At 52.6% G+C, this 19,602-nt stretch carries 24 protein-coding genes and 1 tRNA gene; 10 read left to right on the top strand and 15 right to left on the bottom strand.

From position 1 onward, the window contains the following. Positions 1-28 precede the first annotated feature (28 nt). From T496_RS14600 to T496_RS0101125, 3 genes are read right to left on the bottom strand one after another with little or no spacing between them, the layout of a single operon-like run. The gene (locus tag T496_RS14600; RefSeq protein WP_081783492.1) at positions 29-220 is read right to left on the bottom strand and encodes a PspC domain-containing protein; all 192 of its coding nucleotides are present in this window, start codon (positions 218-220) and stop codon (positions 29-31) included. A gap of 43 nt (positions 221-263) precedes the next feature. Beyond that, positions 264-1,001, bottom strand: coding sequence for a DUF6249 domain-containing protein (locus tag T496_RS0101130; protein ID WP_155808569.1), 738 nt, complete (start codon positions 999-1,001; stop codon positions 264-266). Between the two features lie 20 nt (positions 1,002-1,021). Continuing rightward, a complete protein-coding gene (locus T496_RS0101125) occupies positions 1,022-1,726 on the bottom strand; it encodes a head GIN domain-containing protein (RefSeq protein WP_081783491.1) in 705 nt (234 codons plus the stop codon). A gap of 100 nt (positions 1,727-1,826) precedes the next feature. Here T496_RS0101125 and T496_RS0101120 point away from each other — a divergent pair, with 100 nt between their 5' ends. Both T496_RS0101120 and T496_RS14290 read left to right on the top strand, forming a co-directional pair. Further along, complete coding sequence (locus T496_RS0101120) at positions 1,827-3,044, top strand: methyltransferase RsmF C-terminal domain-like protein (protein ID WP_044110309.1); 1,218 nt, start codon at positions 1,827-1,829, stop codon at positions 3,042-3,044. Next, entirely contained in the window at positions 3,041-4,231 is a 1,191-nt protein-coding gene (locus tag T496_RS14290) for a hypothetical protein (protein WP_027449107.1), read from the top strand. Before T496_RS0101120 ends, T496_RS14290 begins: the two co-directional genes overlap by 4 nt. Here the strand turns inward: T496_RS14290 and T496_RS0101110 are convergent. Continuing rightward, entirely contained in the window at positions 4,223-5,131 is a 909-nt protein-coding gene (locus tag T496_RS0101110; protein ID WP_027449106.1) for an AEC family transporter, read from the bottom strand. The two genes, T496_RS14290 and T496_RS0101110, sit on opposite strands and share 9 nt — an antisense overlap. Before the next feature lie 399 nt (positions 5,132-5,530). After that, positions 5,531-6,850 carry a uracil-xanthine permease family protein gene (locus T496_RS13120; RefSeq protein ID WP_044110306.1) on the bottom strand — a complete coding sequence of 440 codons (1,320 nt, stop codon included), beginning with the start codon at positions 6,848-6,850 and terminating at the stop codon, positions 5,531-5,533. A 155-nt stretch (positions 6,851-7,005) separates the two neighbouring features. On the opposite strand from T496_RS13120, the gene T496_RS0101100 reads away from it, so the two are divergent. Then, positions 7,006-7,800: a thymidylate synthase gene (locus T496_RS0101100; RefSeq protein WP_027449105.1), complete on the top strand. Its 795-nt coding sequence runs from the start codon at positions 7,006-7,008 to the stop codon at positions 7,798-7,800. Continuing rightward, positions 7,797-8,276 (top strand): dihydrofolate reductase, encoded by a 480-nt coding sequence (locus T496_RS0101095; protein ID WP_027449104.1) that lies wholly within the window; start codon positions 7,797-7,799, stop codon positions 8,274-8,276. Before T496_RS0101100 ends, T496_RS0101095 begins: the two co-directional genes overlap by 4 nt. Here T496_RS0101095 and T496_RS0101090 read toward each other — a convergent pair. The 5 genes from T496_RS0101090 to T496_RS0101070 form a co-directional block, all read right to left on the bottom strand. Beyond that, entirely contained in the window at positions 8,273-8,761 is a 489-nt protein-coding gene (locus T496_RS0101090) for an Lrp/AsnC family transcriptional regulator (RefSeq protein ID WP_027449103.1), read from the bottom strand. The genes T496_RS0101095 and T496_RS0101090 overlap by 4 nt on opposite strands. 107 nt (positions 8,762-8,868) lie before the next feature. Then, entirely contained in the window at positions 8,869-9,330 is a 462-nt protein-coding gene (locus tag T496_RS0101085; protein WP_027449102.1) for an ExbD/TolR family protein, read from the bottom strand. Next, positions 9,327-9,923, bottom strand: a complete 597-nt coding sequence (locus tag T496_RS0101080) for an ExbD/TolR family protein (protein WP_027449101.1) — start codon at positions 9,921-9,923, stop codon at positions 9,327-9,329. The genes T496_RS0101085 and T496_RS0101080 overlap by 4 nt, the downstream gene beginning before the upstream one ends. Positions 9,924-9,931: 8 nt before the next feature. Beyond that, entirely contained in the window at positions 9,932-10,243 is a 312-nt protein-coding gene (locus T496_RS0101075) for a hypothetical protein (RefSeq protein ID WP_027449100.1), read from the bottom strand. Positions 10,244-10,248: 5 nt separating this feature from the next. Next, entirely contained in the window at positions 10,249-11,031 is a 783-nt protein-coding gene (locus T496_RS0101070; protein WP_027449099.1) for a MotA/TolQ/ExbB proton channel family protein, read from the bottom strand. 89 nt (positions 11,032-11,120) lie between these two features. Between T496_RS0101070 and T496_RS0101065 the strand changes: the two genes are divergently transcribed. The 4 genes from T496_RS0101065 (at position 11,121) to T496_RS0101050 (ending at position 13,702) form a co-directional block, all read left to right on the top strand. Then, on the top strand, positions 11,121-11,816 hold the full coding sequence (locus T496_RS0101065; RefSeq protein WP_027449098.1) for an energy transducer TonB: 696 nt from the start codon (positions 11,121-11,123) through the stop codon (positions 11,814-11,816). Between the two features lie 12 nt (positions 11,817-11,828). Next, the gene (locus T496_RS0101060; protein ID WP_027449097.1) at positions 11,829-12,803 is read left to right on the top strand and encodes a polyprenyl synthetase family protein; all 975 of its coding nucleotides are present in this window, start codon (positions 11,829-11,831) and stop codon (positions 12,801-12,803) included. Positions 12,804-12,808: 5 nt separating this feature from the next. Further along, positions 12,809-13,585, top strand: coding sequence for a TatD family hydrolase (locus T496_RS0101055; protein WP_027449096.1), 777 nt, complete (start codon positions 12,809-12,811; stop codon positions 13,583-13,585). Between the two features lie 29 nt (positions 13,586-13,614). After that, positions 13,615-13,702 (top strand) — tRNA-Ser (locus T496_RS0101050). Between the two features lie 186 nt (positions 13,703-13,888). Here the strand turns inward: T496_RS0101050 and T496_RS0101045 are convergent. Beyond that, entirely contained in the window at positions 13,889-14,587 is a 699-nt protein-coding gene (locus tag T496_RS0101045) for a hypothetical protein (protein WP_027449095.1), read from the bottom strand. A gap of 157 nt (positions 14,588-14,744) precedes the next feature. Here T496_RS0101045 and porQ point away from each other — a divergent pair, with 157 nt between their 5' ends. Both porQ and cmk read left to right on the top strand, forming a co-directional pair. Further along, positions 14,745-15,689 carry a type IX secretion system protein PorQ gene (gene porQ / locus T496_RS0101040; RefSeq protein WP_027449094.1) on the top strand — a complete coding sequence of 315 codons (945 nt, stop codon included), beginning with the start codon at positions 14,745-14,747 and terminating at the stop codon, positions 15,687-15,689. Then, positions 15,686-16,378: a (d)CMP kinase gene (gene cmk, locus T496_RS0101035; RefSeq protein WP_027449093.1), complete on the top strand. Its 693-nt coding sequence runs from the start codon at positions 15,686-15,688 to the stop codon at positions 16,376-16,378. The genes porQ and cmk overlap by 4 nt, the downstream gene beginning before the upstream one ends. A 12-nt stretch (positions 16,379-16,390) precedes the next feature. On the opposite strand, the gene thiD is transcribed toward cmk, so the two are convergent. From thiD to T496_RS0101015, 4 genes are read right to left on the bottom strand one after another with little or no spacing between them, the layout of a single operon-like run. Further along, a complete protein-coding gene (thiD, locus tag T496_RS0101030; RefSeq protein ID WP_027449092.1) occupies positions 16,391-17,128 on the bottom strand; it encodes a bifunctional hydroxymethylpyrimidine kinase/phosphomethylpyrimidine kinase in 738 nt (245 codons plus the stop codon). After that, the gene (locus T496_RS0101025) at positions 17,119-17,655 is read right to left on the bottom strand and encodes a thiamine phosphate synthase (protein ID WP_027449091.1); all 537 of its coding nucleotides are present in this window, start codon (positions 17,653-17,655) and stop codon (positions 17,119-17,121) included. The genes thiD and T496_RS0101025 overlap by 10 nt, the downstream gene beginning before the upstream one ends. Further along, positions 17,652-18,785 carry a 2-iminoacetate synthase ThiH gene (thiH, locus tag T496_RS0101020; protein ID WP_027449090.1) on the bottom strand — a complete coding sequence of 378 codons (1,134 nt, stop codon included), beginning with the start codon at positions 18,783-18,785 and terminating at the stop codon, positions 17,652-17,654. The genes T496_RS0101025 and thiH overlap by 4 nt, the downstream gene beginning before the upstream one ends. Before the next feature lie 6 nt (positions 18,786-18,791). Beyond that, positions 18,792-19,592 carry a HesA/MoeB/ThiF family protein gene (locus tag T496_RS0101015; RefSeq protein ID WP_027449089.1) on the bottom strand — a complete coding sequence of 267 codons (801 nt, stop codon included), beginning with the start codon at positions 19,590-19,592 and terminating at the stop codon, positions 18,792-18,794. Positions 19,593-19,602 lie beyond the last annotated feature (10 nt).

Here is a 19,602-nt window from a genome sequence, read left to right as displayed (position 1 = left end):
ATTCAAACGTATTTAACTTAACTTATAACTATCTGATAGGTCTCTCTGGAATCACGATCCATGCTACAACATAGAAGATGAGACCACAAAAAGCCGTAAAGAGCGTCAGTGCTGCGTAGCCTAAGCGTACGAGTACGGGATCAAGATCTAAGTATTCTGCCAGTCCAGAGCAAACGCCACCCAATATGCGGTCGTCGCCACGATATAATTTTCTAGTCATGATTTTATCCTTTCTTTTTTAAAACACTATTGATTTTATTTTTTCATAAATCAGAGTCCGATTTGCCTTTCTCTTGTTCGTCTCTCATCTGCTTCATCTTCTTGGCTCCAACCACCTTGCCCAGTCCAATACAGAACACCAGGGCACCGATACCAAAGCCCACTTCGTCAATAATCAGTCCGAGGAAGATGAACAGTCCTATGCCTACGAAGCACTGGCGCAAGCCTTTCTGGTAGTCGTCTTCAATCATCGATGACGACTGTGTCCAGTCGGCGCTCGACTGCTGATAGTTTCCTCCGCTGATTTGTTCGGGAGCGGCATTGACGTTCGATTGCGGGTCTGCCTGCTGCTTGTTCATGTTCATGTTCATCATTCTCTCCCTATTACGCTTGCGAATATGCTTCAGCACTACGATGACGATAACAATCAACAGGATAATGGGAAGCAGCAGAATGAGAAATATGATGGCAAAGATAGATGTGATAGTACCCCATGGCAAAAGATCAAATGACTTGTTCAGCAGAGTCATGTTCTTTTCGAATTCCTCGAGTTCTGCGTCGTTAGAAGCATTAATACTAATCACGCGAGTGACAGATGACTGTTTCTGAGCTGTGTCTGCACTGGTAGTGTCAGAAAACACCTCGATAGAATTCTTACTCGTTGAGTCCACCAGCTCCATCGTTGTTGTCGGCTGGGAGGTGTGGCGATGTTTCTGCGCCAATGTCTGCATGCTCACAGAGAGCGCCAGCAGTATGGTAAGTCCTACTAAATACTTTTTCATATTAATTCCCTTTCTATTAATTACATGTTATTCTTTACTGTTAGTTTATCGGTATTCAGATCGCCCGAACCGTGCACACTGCTATTCAGCATATCAACATTGCCAGACAGTTCGATGTCGCCCGAGCCAATCAGTCGTGCTTTCACCGCCTTGGCTTCGCCGAAATTCATCTTGATATCGCCCGAGCCTATCAGTTCCAGGTCTGACATCAGCGTCTTCACCTTCTTCACCTCCACATCGCCCGAACCTACCAGGTTCACATTCACCTGGTCGCAGATCACATTCTGGAATGTCACATCGCCCGAACCTACCAGGTTGATATCCAGAACATCGGTATCCAACAGTCCCCGGCATACGAAATCGCCCGAACCACTCACCTTCACTCCGATCAGATCAGGCGACTTAACCGTCACTTTCACACCGCCACTGCTGACATCTCCGAAGTGAAACAGGCGGTTGGTACCCCTCATGCGGATCTGCAGTGTATGGTCATTGACCACCGTCTCCACTTTCTTCATGACAGCATCAGGTGCCGTCACACTGATCTCGAACGAGTCACTCTGCATGTACTCTACGTCCATACTGCCCAGCATCTCGATCTTCTCAAAATCCTTCACCTGAGTCACGGTTTCTGTCCTGACATGCTCGTTCTTGTAATTGAAGCGGCAGGATGTGCACGAAGCGAGAAGTCCTGCGGCAATCACCATCAACATTATTTTTTTCATACGTCAACTGTTTTTTAATTTGTTACTTTTTATCTGTTAGACGCAATTAAAAACTAATTAGTTGCAAAGGTATAAAAAAAATGATTAACTTTGCATCGAAATGACTAATTTACCCTCAGAATTTACCCATTACACACGCCTGCTGATGGGCGACGAGCGTTTCGAGCGTTTCCTTCATTCGTTCGAAGAGCCTTCTCCAGTCAGCATACGTCTAAACCCCCTGAAAAGCAATGGGCTCAAGGCTATCGATGGCGAACAGGTGCCCTGGTGTCAGGGTGGCTATTACCTGAAGAGTCGTCCTAACTTCACGTTCGACCCCCTGTTTCATGCTGGTTGCTACTATGTGCAAGAGGCCTCATCGATGTTTCTCGACGAGGTACTCCGACAGCACCTTCCCGCCATTCTCAGAGAGACAGGCGGAGGCACCGCCCTCGACCTCTGTGCTGCACCTGGTGGCAAGTCAACGCTGCTACGCGCTGCCCTGCCTGCCAACTGGACGCTCTACAGCAACGAACCCATGCGCAACCGCGCCAGCATCCTGCTGGAGAACGTCACCAAGTGGGGCCACGATCGTCATCACGTCACCAACCTCTTCCCCAAGGACTACCGCAAGTCGAAGATGAAGTTCGACCTCATCCTCTGCGATGTGCCCTGCTCGGGCGAAGGCATGTTCCGCAAGGACGAAGCCACCATCGGCGAGTGGAGCCCACAGAACGTGGAGCGCTGCTGGCAGTTGCAGCGCGACATTGTCGGCGATGCCTGGCAGTGCCTCAATGAAGGGGGCCTTCTTATATATAGTACCTGTACGTTTAATACTAAAGAGAACGAAGAGAACATCCAGTGGATCATCGACGAACTGGATGCCGAGGTGCTGCCCGTAGCTACGAAGGCAGAATGGCACATCACCGGTTCGCTGCTCGAAGGGTTCACCCATCCCGTCTATCGTTTCATCCCCGGCATCACGCGTGGCGAGGGTCTTTTCATGTGTGTACTCAGAAAGCGAGGCGACATCGCTTCTTCTGCATCCAAGAAGAAGGGAAATGCCGACGCCCTGAAGGTGCTCACGCCCCCAGTTTCACCGTTGCCGGCAGAGGCTGACCGCGTGGAGCTCACCTACCAACAGGCCATCGCCTATCTGCGTGGCGAAGCCTTGGTGCTGCCTGCCGACACCCCTCGAGGCATCGTGGCAGTGGCGTTCCAGCAGCAGGTGCTAGGCGCCATGAAGAACATTGGCAGTCGTGCCAACAACCTCTATCCTAAGGAGTGGCGCATCAGGACCACCCACACCCCCGACACCCACTCGCCCATATTAGGATGACCGACGAGCAGATAGCAAAGAAAAAGCAGAACGCAGGAGCGAAGAAACCTTCCATGAAACGGCGCGACGACCATCACGACTACACCGAGCGCCGCATATACATGATTACCATCGAAGCAGAAGGGCGTCGCCCCCTCTTCGGGACACTGAAAGGAGATCCTTACGCGCCTGCCGATAGCAAGCAAGCCCCTCATATCCAACTATCAGAGATAGGCCAAGCCATTCAAAACGAATGGATGGGCATTCACGACTATTACCCCCAAATAGAGGTGAAGGCCATCCAGATGATGCCCGACCACCTGCACGGCATCCTCTTTGTCACCGCCCCACTGCCCGTGCACCTGGGCCAAGTCATCTCCGGTTTTAAAGCAGGTTGCCGCAAAGCCCTGCGGGCCCTCGAGCAAGCCGCAGCGCAAAAAGCAGCGACCGCAAGCAAAGCAGCAACCACAGGCAATGCAGCGGCCGCAGGAAAAGCAGCGGCAAAGCCGCTACCTACGGAGAAGGCGCTGCCTGCAAAGAAGGCGCCAGCTTCTCAGCAGGCGGCGGCTCCGCCGCTGCCCTCAGGCCCAGTCATCCTTCCCCCAGCCCCAGCTTCTCAGCAGGCGGCGGCTCCGCCGCTGCCCCCCAGCCGCTCTCTTTTCGCAAAGGGTTACAACGACCTCATTCTGCGCTCCTACGATGAGCTGCCCACATGGATCAACTACCTCCGCGACAACCCGCGCCGCCTGATGCTGAAACGCGCCCGCCCTGAGTTCCTGCGCCCTTTCTTCCACCTCCGCATCGGCTCGCAGACCTATAGCGGCATAGGCAACCGCCAGTTGCTGGCGGCTCCCCACCGCATGGCCGTCCGCCTGTCGCGCCGACTGACCGACAGCGAGATCGAGCGGGAGATCAGCCGTCATCTTGAGGCCGCGCACCAAGGTGTGGTTCTTGTATCGCCAGCCATCTCACCAGCCGAGAAGCGCGTCATGCGGGCCGTCTTCGATGCCGGTTTCCCCACCATCGTACTCATGGAAAATGGTTTCGGCCCTTTGTCGAAACCACACGGTGAACAATTCTATGCCTGCTCCAAGGGCACACTGCTCATGCTGTCGCCCTGGGAGCACCATAACGAAAGAAGAAATCTCACAGCCTACCAATGCCAGCAACTGAATCTGATGGCATTGGAGATAGCACAACTAAAATAGCATTACCAGCAATGGGATGGATATCATGGATAGCAGCGTGGTGATGAAGGTCACCTCGGCTATCAACGTGGTGTCGCGCTGGTACTTCAGACAGAGGATGGTGCCATAGGTGGCTACGGGCATGGCGATGACCACCGTGTTGATGCTGGTGACATAGGGGTCGAAGCCCAGCGCCAGACAGAGGAAGTGCACACCGACGGGCAAAAAGGCCAGTCGGAACAGTGTGGTGCCATAGACCGTCATGTTTCCCATTAGGGCACGCAGTGGCAGTTGCGACATCGAGGAACCGATGATCAGCAGGGCTGCCGGCACGGTGATATTGCCAATCATGGTCAGTGGCTGACTGACATAGGCGGGGATGTTGTCGATGCCCAGCGCCACGATGAGCATAGACAGATAGGCCGAGAGCATGGGTGTGCTGTAGAGCACCTTCTTGTTGAATCGCTCACGGTCGCTGCCTTGTCCGCCAGTGATCATCATCGTGCCGATGGTAAAGACGGCAAACGTGTTCACCACGTTGAGTACGGCGGCATAGAACACGGCCTGCTGTCCAAAGATGCTGGCCACCACAGGATAGCCCATGAACCCCACGTTGCCAAACACCAGTGCAAAGGCCACGATGCCACGGTCGCCGGCGTTCTTGGTGAGCACATGCGAGAGGCCCCATGCCAACAGCGTCAGCACCACATAGGTGAAGGCGCTGATGCCCAACAGTGGCAGGATATACCTACGATCGGGCATGTCGCCGGTCATAGACGACGCCAGAATCAAGGCCGGACAAGTCCAGTTGATGACCAGACTCGACAGTTTACGATCGAACTCACCTCCCATATATCCCAGTTTGCCGGCGGCATATCCCACCACAACAATGACAAACAGGGTCATCATCACTTCCAACATACGCTATCCTTTATTTTCTTTATTTCGCTGCGAAAGTAATTAAAATCCCGTTACTATCCAAGTTTTTCGCTCTTTTTTTCGCACTTTTATCTTCCAGAACAAGCACTATTGTGCTGCAGAAGTAGCGGTCTTGAAAAGCAATAGCTATACTATCGATTTCAGCCTAGGGGCTAGACAAGTGATTTCCAGGGGCTAGATTCAGTCGTTCCAGGGGCTGGATGGACGCCATCTAGGGGCTGGATTGGAGCAATCCAGGGGCTAGATCGGAAGCAAAAGGGCTACTATTGCATGACAAAACTAACGCTATTGCAAAAGAGAAGTGCCACTTTCCCCTTCGAAAAGTGGCACTTCTCTTATGCTGTAGCTCTTGTTTAGCTGAATAATTGCGAATTGAGGGGGTTATGATTTCTCCTTTCCTTTGAACGACTTCACCTTCATGCCGAGTTTGCCTGGCAGGATGGCGTTGAGCAGGATGCCCACAAGGGCAGCGATGGCCAGGCCCGACAGGTGGATAGGACCAAAGGCGATATCGTCGTTGGCGCCATACTTCACACCGATGGCCAGCACCAGGATGAGCGCTGCCACAAACACGTTGCGCGAGCTCTTCAGGTCAACATTCTCCTCCACCAGGTTGCGCACGCCGACAGCCGAGATCATGCCGTAGAGAATAAGGCTCACACCACCGATGGTGGCTGCGGGCATGAGCTGCACCAAGCAGGCGAACTTAGGACAGAAGGCCAGGATGATGGCCAGACAGGCTGCAATGCGAATCACTTTGGGGTCGAACACCTTGGTGAGGTTCAGCACACCCGTATTCTCGCCATAGGTGGTGTTGGCAGGAGCGCCAAAGAGCGATGCAAAGGCAGTAGCCACACCGTCGCCAGACAGCGTGCGGTGCAGGCCGGGGTTAGACAGGAAGTCCTTGCCCACGGTCGAACTGATGGCAAACATATCGCCAATGTGCTCCATGATGGTGGCAAAGGCGATAGGCATGATGGCCAGAATAGACGAGAGCATGAGGGTGGTGTTGCCATCCTCGAACACGGCCAGGATGGTGCGGTCTTTTGCAATGGGGAAACCCATCCAGGCAGCCTCGCTCAGGGGTGTGAAATCAACTTCGCCCATCAATGCTGCAATGATATACGACAGGACAACACCCAGAAGCACGGGGATGATCTTGATGATACCCTTACCCCACACCGACGATGTGATGACGGTGACGATAGAGATGATGGCCAGAGTCCAGTTGGTCTGACAGTTGGCGATGGCCGATCCCGAGAGCACCAAACCGATGGCAATCACGATGGGTCCCGTGACTACAGGTGGGAAGAAGTGTAGAATCTTCTGTACACCAAAAGACTTGATGAGTCCGGCCATGACGAAATACAGGAGTCCGGCACACGCCACGCCCATACAAGCATAGTCGAGCGCCAGTGTCTCAGAGAGTCCCTGAGCCATGCCCATCTCCTTGACAGAGGCATAACCGCCCAGAAAAGCGAACGACGAGCCGAGGAAGGCAGGCACGTTCCACTTAGAGATGAAGTGGAACATCAGTGTTCCGATGCCCGCAAAGAGCAAGGTGACGGAAACATCAAGACCAGTGAGAAGAGGTACAAGAACGGTGGCGCCAAACATGGCAAACAGGTGTTGCACACCAAGCACCATCATGCGAGGCAAGCCAAGCTGACGGGCATCATAAATAGCGTTTTGCTGCTCCATTTTTTGAGTATTTGATTTAATCCGGCTGCAAAGTTACATTATTATTATGAAACAACCAAACAATTGTCGCACCGGATGTATATCTGAAAATACAACGATGATTATTTGGCAGTATCTGCTTTTTTATGTATTTTTGCACTCCAAACAAAACCATTATGAAACAATATCTGGATATTCTGAACCGCATTCTGACCGAGGGTACGGAGAAGGGCGACCGCACGGGTACGGGCACCATCAGCATCTTCGGTACGCAGAGTCGCTACGACCTGAGCAAGGGTTTCCCGCTGTTGACAACCAAGAAGTTGCACCTGAAGAGCATCATCTACGAACTGTTGTGGTTTCTTCAGGGCGACACCAACGTGCGCTATCTGCAGGAACACGGCGTAAGAATATGGAACGAATGGGCCGACGAGAATGGTGAGCTGGGCCCTGTATATGGTCACCAGTGGCGCTCATGGCCCGACTACCAAGGTGGTACGATCGACCAGATCAAGTATGTGCTGGACCAGATTAAGAACAACCCCAACTCGCGCCGCATGATCGTGTCGGCATGGAATGTGGCCGAGGTCAACAAGATGGCGCTGCCTCCTTGTCACACCATGTTCCAGTTCTATGTGGCCGACGGCAAACTGTCGTTGCAGCTCTATCAGCGCTCGGCCGACACGTTCCTGGGCGTGCCCTTCAATATTGCCAGCTATGCACTGTTGTGCATGATGATGGCACAGGTCACAGGACTGCAACCTGGCGAGTTTATCCACACCACCGGCGACACGCACCTGTATCTGAACCACCTGGAGCAGGCCAAGCTGCAGCTCACCCGCGAGCCACGCCCGCTGCCCACCATGAAGATCAATCCCGACGTGAAGGACCTCTTTGCCTTCCAGTACGAGGACTTCCAACTGGAGAACTACGACCCATGGCCACACATTAAAGCAGAAGTAAGCGTATGATTTCAATGATTGCCGCCGTAGCCAAGAACAGAGCTATCGGCTTTGAGAACAAACTGATATACTGGTTGCCCAACGATCTGAAGCGTTTCAAGGCACTGACCACGGGCCACACCATCGTGATGGGACGACGCACCTTTGAGAGTCTGCCCAAAGGCGCCCTGCCCAACCGCCGCAACTGCGTGCTGTCAACATCGGTCAGCGAACTGCCAGGTTGCGAATGTTTCAAGAGCTGGGACGACTTCATCAAGACCTGTAGCCCCGATGAGGATATCTATATCATCGGTGGTGCCAGCCTCTATCGCGACCTGATAGACAAGGCCGACCGCCTGTGTCTGACCGAGATTGACGACACGCCGGCACAGGCCGACACGTTCTTCCCCGACTACAGTGGATGGAAAGAAGAAGCGCGCGAACAACACTCGATTGACGAGCGCCATTCGCACGCTTATGCTTTTGTTGACTATGTCCCTGCTTAAAGATCCTCCTCGTCTGCGTTGATCATGTCAACGATGGGGAGCGGACGATCAATGGGCGAGTGGAACGAGATGAGACTCTCGCTGCGCGCCAGACCCAGAGGCTGCAACTTGTCGTGAACAAAGGTGAGCAGGTGGTGGTTGTTCAAGGCGTAAACCTTGATAAACAAGTCGTAGTTACCTGTGGTGTAGTGGCACTCCACTACCTCGGGCATACCTTTCAGCTTCTCTACCACCTCGTCGAACGACTCGGGGTTCTTCAAGTTAAGACCAATGAAAGCGCATGTCTCGTAACCCACCTTCTCAGGATCAATCACGAACTGCGAACCTTTCAAGATGCCCATGTTTGTCAGCTTCTGAATGCGCTGGTGAATGGCAGCACCGCTGACATTACATGCGCGAGCTACTTCCAGAAAAGGAATACGCGCATCTTCAGAAATAAGTTTCAGTATTTGCTTATCTAAGCGATCAAGTTTCTGATTTGCCATATCTTATAAAATGTATTATCCGTGCAAAGATAATACATTTTTTCCATTTGTACAACTACTTTATAGTCATTTTTAACAGAAATGTTTCAATTCAAAACATTTATGTTCTATTTTTCTGTGGCTGAATAGTTGATTTTCAGCGCATAAGTTTTCTTCAAAGCTTTCTTCACTTCGGTAATCAAGCCCACGGGCACCTGCTTGTCGGCCTTGATGGTAACGGTCATATAGGCCTGGTCGTCGGTGGCCATCTTGGCACGCTCGGCATCCACACATTTCTCCACGTCGGACAGCTTCACCACCTTATCGTTGATTTGAATGCTGAACTCATCGGGGGCGGCACCAGGCTGACGACCGATGAAGATGTAGCAGTTGGAGGCTTTATGGGTGAGCGATTGCAGTTCCTGTCCCTGCGGGATGCTGTATCGCACCTTCTCCTCGGCACTGCGCATGTGGGTCACCAGCATGAAGAAGAACAGCACAGTGAAGATTAGGTCGGGCAGCGAGGCGGTGTTCAGCATAGGCACATCGGGGCGCTGCTTCTTGCGGAATGAATAGCGGTCGAACCTCATTGTTCACCTCCTTCCTCGGTCTCACTGCGGTCGCTGATGCGCTGCGGATAGACCATCTGAATGGCTTCGCGTTCTTCGGGGGTGCACTTAGTCAGCGGACGACCAAAGTGCTGCATGGCCAACTGGTTGCGCAGGTGCATATAGCCTCGCGCTATGGCGTTCTGCATCTGGAAATAGGCATCATAGGTGGCCTTACTGTCGGCCTCGATCATGATGACGTGCTTGTCGCTGACCTCGCAGAGTCCAAACAGGTTCACCTCGCGGCGGCTCTTCTCGGGCAGCGAAGGATTGTTCTTGGCATTGGCCACAAACTCCTCTACCCGCTCAGTCAGCGCTTCGGGGGTGATCACCTCGTCATTGCACGTGAGGCGGTTGTCGGCATCCAACTTCAGCACCAAGGCATTGCGCTGCTTCACCACCAGCTCCTGCACCTGGGTACTCTCTTCGGGCGGTGGCAACTGGCGAGGCATCACCTTGTCTATATCGTCCATCGACGAGGCCACGAGGAAGAATATCAACAGCATGAACGAGATGTCTGCTGTCGATGTGGTGTTCAATTCGGGAACGTCCCTCTGCTGTCGTCTGCGGAACATAACTTTTCTTACTTTAGTTTACGACTCAACCCCGATGTGCTGACGATAACGCCCAGAACGGCTATCAGCATCAGCACCACCGATGTCCAGATAAGCATATCGCTGACGCGCAACCAGAACACATCGTCGAAGGTACGTCCGTTGATGGTGAGTGGTGTGGTGTCGGCCAGGAAATAGGTCAGTGTCAGGACGACCAGCAAACCGGCGCCGACGCCCAGCATCAGGGGTGTCACGCGTACATGGCGCAATGCCGACCACAATGCGAGACCTGTGCCTACGGCCAACAGGATGTAGATGGTATAGAGTATGAGGTCAATCATTTCCCTTACTTTGACTTTTGTTTCGAGATAATATCTAGCAACGAAATGGCCGACTCTTCCATCTGTGAGGTCAGGTGTTCTATCTTGGAAAGTATGAAGTTATAGAACAACTGCAGAATCAAGGCTACAATAATACCGAAAATAGTGGTTATCAAGGCCACCTTCATGCCCGATGCCACAATCGTAGCATTGGTATCGCCCGCCTCCTGAATCTGGTCGAAGGCCATCACCATGCCGACCACGGTGCCCAGGAAGCCCAACGAGGGGGCAATGGCAATAAACAGGCGGATCCACGAACAGCCTTTCTCCAACTTGGCCGTCTGCACCGAACCGTAGCTCATCACCGAACGCTCGATGGTGTCCATGCTGTCTTTGATATGCATCAGTCCCTGATAGCAGATGCTGGCCACAGGACCACGGGTGTTGCGGCACAAGGTCTTGGCACCTTCCACATCGTCGGCCTCCACCTTTTTCTCAATGTCCTCCAACAGTTTCTTTGCGTTGATCTCCGACAGTGTCAGATAGATGATGCGCTCAATGCAGACAGCCATGCCCAGCACTAGTGCAATGGCTACCAGCGACATAAAGCCGGCCGTGCCTTCCACAAACTTGGTCTTCAGCTGCTGGTGGAAACTCATGTCGCCATCGGCCATCTCCTGCAAGGCAGCCATATCCTCTTCGCCAACCATCTCTTCGACAGAGATATTAGCCAGACTGTCTTGCGCCATGCTTTCGCCTGCGGCGATGGTCAGCAGGAGTACGACAAGTATAAACAAAAACTTTTTCATATCCTTTTTTCGTTTTGCGGGGCAAAGGTAATAATAATATTTCAAAAGATGTCGTAATTAAAAAGAAAAATAGTACCTTTGCCGCGTCAATGGAGATAAAGAAGAGCGATAAGGCCGATTTGGAAGGCAAGCGCACTGAGTGGTTCCTGCTGGGACTGATTGTGGCGCTGGCCTGTGTGTTCGTGGCATTAGAATACACGATAACACCCGACGACCCCTTGGATGATCCCGACCTGATGGAGATGTTGGCCAACGATGAAGACCTATCGTCGCTGATGAGAACAGAGGATGAGCTGGCGCTGGCGCCCAAAGCTGAGCCAAAGCCCACGATGAAACTGGTGGTGAAGCCCGACGACCAAACGCAAGACAACAAGCCACAGACGGACGAAGAGCCTGTAGAGACTGACCTCAGCAGCGACATGGATGCCGTGGATGACGAGATGGAACCGCCTCCCCCACCCGACGAAGAGGCTGTGAGTTTCCGTGTGGTTGAAGACCTACCACAGTTCCCTGGCGGACCCGTGGAGTTCATGAAATGGCTCACACGCAACCTGAAATATCCTGCCAACCTGCAACAAGCCAAGAAGCAGGGCAAGGTAGTGGCAGAGTTTATCGTCAACAAAGACGGATCGGTGACCGACGTCAAGGTGGTTTCTTCTTTTCATCCTGCCTGCGACCGCGAGGTGCTGCGCGTGCTGCGCACCATGCCCCGCTGGACTGCCGGCATCCAGGACGGAAAGCCCTGTCGCACCAAGGTGTGCATCCCAGTAATATTCAAATTGTAAAAAAGACAGATTATGTTGAACGCAAACGACATTCTAAAGAAAGTAAACGCCGCCCTCGACGGCATGAGCTACGACCGCAAACCCACATCGCTATACGACCCCATCAGCTATGTGCTGTCACTGGGAGGCAAGCGCATACGTCCCGTGCTGATGCTGCTGGCCTACCAGCTCTATAAAGACCAGCCCGAAGACATCATGATGCCTGCCCTGGGCCTGGAGACCTATCATAACTACACACTGTTGCACGACGACCTGATGGACAATGCCGACCTGCGCCGCGGTCATGAGACCGTACATAAGAAGTGGGATGCCAACAAGGCCATCCTCTCTGGCGACTCGATGCTAGTGCTGGCCTATCAGCGCATGATGCAATGCGACGCACGCCATCTGCAGGCCGTACTGGAGGTGTTCACCGAGACGGCCCTCGAGATTGGCGAAGGACAAGAGTACGACATGACCTTCGAGACGCGCAACGACGTCACCGAAGATGAATATATCGAGATGATCCGCCTGAAGACCAGCGTGCTGCTGGCCTGCGCCACCAAGATTGGCGCCATCCTGGCCGATGCCTCTGAGGAGGACACCTACAACCTCTATAAGTTTGGCGAACAACTGGGACTGGCCTTCCAGTTGCAAGACGACCTGCTCGACGTGTATGGCGACCCTGCTGTGTTTGGCAAGGCCATTGGCGGCGACATCACCTCCAACAAGAAGACCTACATGCTTATCAATGCCGTGAACCGTGCCAACGACAAGCAGCGCAGCGAGCTTATGCGCTGGATCGAGGCCAAGGAGTTTGACCGCGAGGAGAAGGTTCGTGCTGTGACGGCACTTTACGACGAGATTGGCATCCGCCAGTTGTGCGAGGAGAAGATCAACTACTACTTCACGGAATGTCGTAAGTATCTGGCAAAGGTCAACGTCAGCGATGAGCGCAAGCAGCTGTTGCTCAACTACACTGACGAGATGATGAAACGTAAGAAGTAAAAACAATGCTACGCTTCGTTGACACCCATATTCATATAGATGGAGAGGAGTTCGATGCCGACCGTCTGGAGGTAATGGCCCGTGCCCGCGAGGCTGGAGCCGCAGCACTCTTTGTACCTGCCATCGACCTCCCCACATCACGTCGCATCATTAACCTTTGCGCTCAACATCCCGACTTTCTCTACCCTATGGTTGGCTTGCATCCCGAGGAGGTACGTCCCGATTGGCGTGAGCAATTAAAAGAGATATACAAACTGCTTCCCTCTTCCATCGCCATAGGCGAAGTGGGACTTGACTTCTATTGGAGTAGAGAGTTTGAGAATGAGCAGTTAGAGGCATTCGAGGAACAGGTCCGTTGGTCGGTAGAGACCCGTCTGCCACTGATGATTCATTGTCGCAAGGCACAAAACGAGATGGTAGCCATTCTCAAACGTTATGCCAACGACCTGCCAGGTGGTGTATTTCATTGTTTTACGGGTAATGAGATTGAAGCCCGCGAACTTCTTCAGTTTTCTCGTTTCGTATTGGGAGTCGGCGGTGTCTCAACCTTCAAGAAGAGTCACCTGCCCGAAGTTCTTCCCGCTGTGGTTCCTTTAGACCGTCTTGTCCTGGAAACTGACGCGCCCTATATGGCGCCAGTTCCTATGCGTGGTCAACGTAATGAGAGTGCCTACATCCCCTACATTGCCACCCTTTTAGCGAAGAGTTATGGTGTTAGTGAAGGGGACTTAGGTCGGCAGACTACAGAAAACGTTGAAAAAGTTTTTGGGATTCACTTTTAATTCGTACCTTTGCAACACAAAACCAAAAAGGAGAGGTGCTCGAGTGGTTGAAGAGGCACGCCTGGAAAGCGTGTAACCGGCAAAACCGGTTCGCAGGTTCGAATCCTGTTCTCTCCGCAAACAAAAAAAACGTCAAGCATGAGCTTGGCGTTTTTTCTATTGCGTTGACAACAGGTTCTCACGGTTCTTTCAGTCGCTTTGCTTTGTGAAAGCGCCCTTACAGGTCGAGCACGAATCCTGTTCTCTCCGCAGGAAAGAAATAAAACAATACGGCTGCAATCACTTGCAGCCGTATTGTTTTATTTAGAACTTATATCTTAAACCTGCGGATAGCATGCCTTGTTCTCCGACACCGACTTCCGCAAAACCGCGAATTGTCTGACTACCAACTTCGAGACCTAATAATGAACATTGGAAGTTGAAGACCATGTCGGTGTCACTATAGTCTGTACCACCTGCAGCATCGTCCTTTTGACTCTCATTGAGGAAGCTCACGCCGACACCCAATTTAGAATACATACCAAAGTTCTTTTTACGTAGCCAGTCAAACTTCGCTGTAGGAATAATGCTCAGGTTGTGACGCTTTGCAACACCCGACTTCTCTGTTTTACGCGTATTATCATTGTCGTTCTTCACCGTGACAAACATATCACGGCTCATGCCATTATACGCAACGAAGCCACCCAGTCCAATCACTTTATTTACATGATAATAGTACTCCACAGAAATAGTTGGATAATACGTTGCATCACCATAACTGTATTTCTGATTCTCCAAGCTCCATCCTGCAGTCAAGACAGGAAGCACCACGTTCGTCGCAATGATTTCTGTTATGTCACCAATGGCGCCAATAATTTCCGTATTAGCACCAACACCAACCGAGACACCAACCTCATGTTTGGTGTCGTAATACTTGTGAGTCTGAGCATGAACAGTGGTTGTCAGCATCAATGCAACAAATACAAACAATAGTTTCTTGATATTTCCCATGATTATACACATTATTAATTAGTTACTTTTCTCAATGAAAAACCCGTAAAGAAACAGGCTTCGGCTGCAAATATACAAAACTATTCCGAAATAAATCATAAAATAATGCGTTATAATAAAGTAATGGCATATATTTTTTGTATATTTGCCGTCAATTTCGGAATAAACAATGAGAAAAACCGTTCTGTTAAGCCTGTTGTCGGTCTTCTCCCTATGGGCGAAGGCACAAGACAGTGAGACCGCATTCAACTTTCTGCGGTTGCCTGTCAGCGCACATGTTGCTGCACTGGGCGGTGACAACGTGTCGGTCAACGAAGACGATGCCTCATTGGTGTTCCACAATCCAGCCCTTATCAACAACGTCACAGACCGCACCATGAACCTGAACATGATGACCTATATGCAAGGAGCACTCACGGGTTCGGCCTCTTACACACGAGCTTTGAACGAGCGAGGCACATGGGGCGTTCAGGGACGCTTCATCTCTTATGGCGAGATGAAACAGACCACCTTCGACAATCAGCAGACGGGCACCTTCCATGCCAACGACCTGGCATTGGGCGGTACCTTTGCCTACGCACTGACCGACCATATCAGCGGTGGTATCACCGCCAAATGGGCAGCCTCTTACATCGGCAACTACAACTCGATGGCGGTGGCCGTGGACCTGGGACTGCACTACTTCGATGAAGACTCACAATGGGGCATCGGTGCTGTGGCACGCAACCTGGGTGGACAGATCAAAGCCTACGAGGATGACTTCGAACGCATCCCACTTGATCTGCAGCTGGGTGTCACCAAACGACTGACGGGCTCGCCCCTGCGTTTCTCGGCCACCATGGTACGACTGAACGATTGGGAATACGGCATCGGCAAGCACCTGGTGCTGGGTGCCGACCTGCTGCTCACCGAACAGTTCTATGTGGCTGCCGGTTATAACGGCATGCGCGCCTCGGAGATGAAAATCAGCAGTGGCGACGACACCTCTTCACACGGCGCTGGTCTGTCATTGGGTGCTGGTATGTCACTGGAGCGACTCAAACTGCACGTTGCCTATGGCAAATACCACGTTAGTAGCACATCATTAATCATTAATTTCAGCTATACACTATGAAAAAGATTACGATAGCCATTGATGGCCACTCTTCATGTGGCAAAAGCACAATGGCCAAAGCACTGGCTCGCAAACTAGGCTATATCTATGTAGATACCGGCGCCATGTATCGCTCGGTGACGCTCTATGCCCTGCGCCACAACTTGTTTTGCGAGGATGGCAGCATCAAGACCGACGAGTTGAAACAACAGATGGTCAACATCAGCATATCGTTCCAACTGAACGCTGAGACTGGCCGCCCCGACACCTACCTCAACGGTGAGTGCGTGGAACAGGAGATTCGTTCGCTGGAGGTGAGCAACCATGTGTCGCCCATCGCCACACTGGGTTTTGTGCGCGAGGCAATGGTGGCACAACAGCAGCAGATGGGTAAGGACAAAGGCGTCGTGATGGACGGACGCGACATCGGCACCGTGGTGTTCCCCGATGCCGAACTGAAGATCTTTGTGACCGCCTCGGCCGAGGTTCGTGCACAGCGTCGCTTCGATGAGTTAAAGGAAAAAGGAATGCCTGCCGACTATGCAGACATTCTGAAGAATGTGCAGGAGCGCGACTACATCGACTCTCATCGTGAGGTGTCGCCCCTTCGTCAGGCTGACGATGCCCTCTTGCTCGACAACAGCCACATGACCATTCCCGAGCAAGACGAATGGTTGATGGAGCGCTATAACGAGGCCATCAACAAATAAGAAAAGGTACTCTTAAAACCATAAAGGACCATTCCCGTGACCCACGCCAAGGTGGCGCCCCGCGAGAATGGCCTTTTTTATATATTCTTTTGCCAGCAAGACCGACTCTGTGAGCGAGGTGCCCTTAGCCAGATACGTGGCAATGGCACTCGACAGTGTGCAACCGGTGCCATGAAGATTAGCCGTGATGATTCTCTGTGAGGAATAGACCTGGCGCCCTCCATCGGCAAGACAGAGTGTGTCGTTCATCATCTCGCCATCGGCATGTCCGCCCTTCACCAGATAAGCCACGCCGGCCTCCTGCAGTGCACGCAGGTCCAGCACGTCGGCCTCGGGAATATTGGGCGTCACCAGCGTGCAGAGCGGCATCAGCTCGCGTTGGACATAGTCAATACAGTCTTCTGTCATCAGCCGCGCCCCACTGGTAGATATCATCACAGGATCATACACCACATACTTACAGGGGTTATTTCTCAGTCGAGCGACGATGCGTTCGGCCACTTCCCTGTTGGGAATCATGCCAATCTTCACGGCCTTCACATCGAGATCGGTGAAGACCGACTCCATCTGACTGCTCACCACATGCCCCGGCACAGGCATCACATGCTGCACACCCATCGTGTTCTGCGACGTGATGGCCGTTATCACCGTGGCACCATAGCATCCCAGTGCCGTGATGGTCTTCAAGTCTTGTTGTATGCCGGCGCCTGCACTGCTGTCACTGCCAGCTATTGAGAGTACTACCTCCATGCGTCTCCAAGTATCATGGCTCCTCCAAAGCCCATTTCTTTCACTTCATCTATTCTGTCAAACGTCACGCCCCCCAGCGCCATCACACGCTCGTCTATCAGTCCTTTTGCTCGGGCTTCGGCTATCTGCTGGCGTGTAAAAGCCGAGCGATAGCCTTGTTTGGAGATGCTATCAAAGATAGGACTCAGACTCATATAAGCAAAAGGCTGCTGGCGACATTCGGCCAACTCCTGGAACGAATGGCACGAAATGCTGACAGCCCCAGTCCATCCTGCTGGCGGTTGCGGGTTACGACGGTTCAGGTGGATGCCATGTAAATGACATGCTACGGCCAACTGATGCTGATCGTGCAACACCAGCCGGTCGTAGATGTCACCTGGCAACGATATTAGCAATCGCTCAATCTCCTCTCGACAGGCTTGTGGCTTGCGGATATGCACCAGATCTGCCCTGCCGCTGCGCAGCAGTGCGATGATGCAATCTGCTTCACCATCGAAAAAGTCGGGACGAGTGATGACGATAATCATACGGCTCGGTTAATATAATCGAACGAGGCATCCCAATCCTTCCACACCGGCTCGCGCCCCAGCTCCTTCAGTCGGGCGTTGATAACCTTGGCCGTACGTTCATCGCTCACGGTAAACTGCTCGAGCGCCTGAGGATAGGTGTGGTAGCCACCGGGATTCACATGACTCTCGGCCGACATGGTGGTGACGCCCAGCGTGCACATGTTATCGCGGATATAAGCCGGCTCACGGGTAGAATAAGAAATATCTACGTCGTGGTCGAAGATACGCATGGCGAAGGTGGCTTGCGCCAGTTCGCGGTCGGTCATGAAGCAGTTGGGCTGGAAGCCTTCGTTCTGCGCCGGACGCATGCGTGGGAAGTTGATGGAGTACTTAGTGCGCCAGTAGTGTTTCTGTAGGTAGCGCAGGTGGTGAGCCATCATCGTCACGTCGGTGCGCCAATCTTTCTCAAGACCGATGAGCACACCCATGCCAATAGAGTGAACACCAGCCTGTCCCATACGGTCGAAGCCATCACAGCGCCACTCAAAACGACTCTTCATGCCTCGTGGATGATACAACTGATAATGGTCACGATTGTAGGTCTCCTGAAAACAGATCACGCCATTCAGTCCGTGGTGGGTCAGTTCACGATACTCCTCCATCTTGAGCGGCATCACCTCTATCTTGATATTCGAGAAATAGCGCTTGGCAATGTCGATGGCCTTCGCCAGATAGGGCACACCCGCCTTGGCAGGGTTCTCGCCCGTCACCAGCAGGATGTTTTCAAAGGGAGCCAACTGCTTGATGGCTTTATACTCATCCTCGATCTGCTCGGGGGTGAGAATGGTGCGCGCCATCGGGTTCTCGCGGTGGAAACCGCAATACACGCACGAGTTGGAACACGAGTTAGTGATATAAAGGGGGATGAACATGGACATGGTGCGTCCAAAGCGTTCCTCGGTATAGCGGCGTGAGAGTCGGGCCATCGTCTCCAGATAAGGCTCGGCGGCGGGCGAGAGCAGCGCCATAAAGTCGCTTACATCCAGACGGCTCTTGCCCAGTGCTCGGCGCACATCGGCATCGGTCATCCGAGCAATACGCTCGGTGGTCTCGTCCCAACTGATATTCTTTAGTTCGTCAGAAAACATATCTTCTTATTTTGATTTACATGGTCGGAAAGCATATTCCTTCAGTTCATGGATAGTGGGATGCTCGCCACATAGGGCGCAGTCGCTTCGCTGAGCAAAGTCAAAGCGCTGCCACTGCATCGTCAGGGCATCGAAGGTGAGAAGGGCGTTGGTGAGTGGCTGCCCCACCCCCGTCACGCATTTAATGCATTCGGTGGCCTGGAGAGTGCCAAGCATGCCGGCAATAGAGCCCAGCACGCCCACCATGGCACAGGTTTCCACATCCTCTTTGGCAGGTGGTTCGGGAAACAGGCATCGGTAGCAGGCCGTGCCTGGCACATGAGTCATCAACTGACCGCTGTAGCGACTGATGCCGCCCATCGAGAAGGCCTTGCCCTGCATCACACAGGCATCGTTGACCAGATACTTCGTGGCAAAATTGTCGGTGCCGTCGATGATGAAATCGTAGGGGCGTATCAGGTCCATGGCGTTGTCCTCACTGAGATAGGTCTCGTAGGTCTCGACCTTGACATCGGGATTCAGAGCGGCGATACGCTCTTGGGCTACTTCCACCTTGGGGCGCCCCACATCAGGCGTGCTATGCAGCACCTGTCGTTGCAGGTTGGTGATGCTGACGCTATCACCATCCACCACACCGATCGTGCCCACACCAGCGGCTGCCAGATAGAGAGCCACGGGCGATCCCAGACCTCCAGCACCAACCAGAAGCACTTTGGCCTGCAGCAGTCGCTCTTGCGCCTCCTGCCCAAAGCCTTCCAGTATCAGATGCCTGTTATAACGCCTACGTTGTTCGCTGGATAGTTCCATCAGTGCTCTG

Origin of the sequence: Xylanibacter brevis P6B11 (assembly GCF_000621825.1) — a bacterium.
Classification (GTDB): domain Bacteria; phylum Bacteroidota; class Bacteroidia; order Bacteroidales; family Bacteroidaceae; genus Prevotella; species Prevotella brevis.
This window is presented reverse-complemented; position numbering and strand designations above follow the sequence as displayed.